Annotated in this window: 1 pseudogene; it reads right to left on the reverse strand. The window is 71.5% G+C overall.

The window, feature by feature from the left end:
• Positions 1 to 512 (reverse strand): annotated as a pseudogene (locus tag ACYVO6_RS49425) (cell division protein FtsK); the annotation flags it as partial.

Below are 512 nucleotides of genomic sequence, written 5' to 3' on the forward strand. Positions count from 1 at the left end.
GACCGGGCAGCGAACCGACCAGGATGTTGTGCTGGATCATCGGCACCGACTGGGCACGGCCCCGCGGGTCGATACCGAACGGGATGCGCTTGAAGATGTCGTGCCGACGGGCGTTCGCCAGAGCCCACTTGACGATGCCGGTCTTGGACAGGTCCCGGTCCCCCACCCACAGGATGAGCCGTCCCTCGTGCTCGTTGGGGTCGGCGTCCGGCCACACGCACCCCAGCGGGCGGCGAAGTCCCGAGGCGAGCCGGGCGCGCCGGTCGGCCACGTCGGCGACGGTGACCCCCAGCGGCAGGTCGATGTCCGCGCGCCAGCCGGGACCCTCGCGGGTGATGGGGGCGACGAACCTGATGCCGTCCTGACCCTTGGCGACCGCGGAGGCGATCTGGCCGATGCCGATGGACGCCATGGCCTTGACCACGATGTCGCTGGTCAGCTTCTGCACCTCGGTCTTGATGACCGCCCGCGTGGCGAGCGGCGCATCCGCCGGCGCTCCGGCCAGCCCGCAG

The sequence above is a fragment of the Streptomyces pseudoechinosporeus genome (assembly GCF_054783935.1).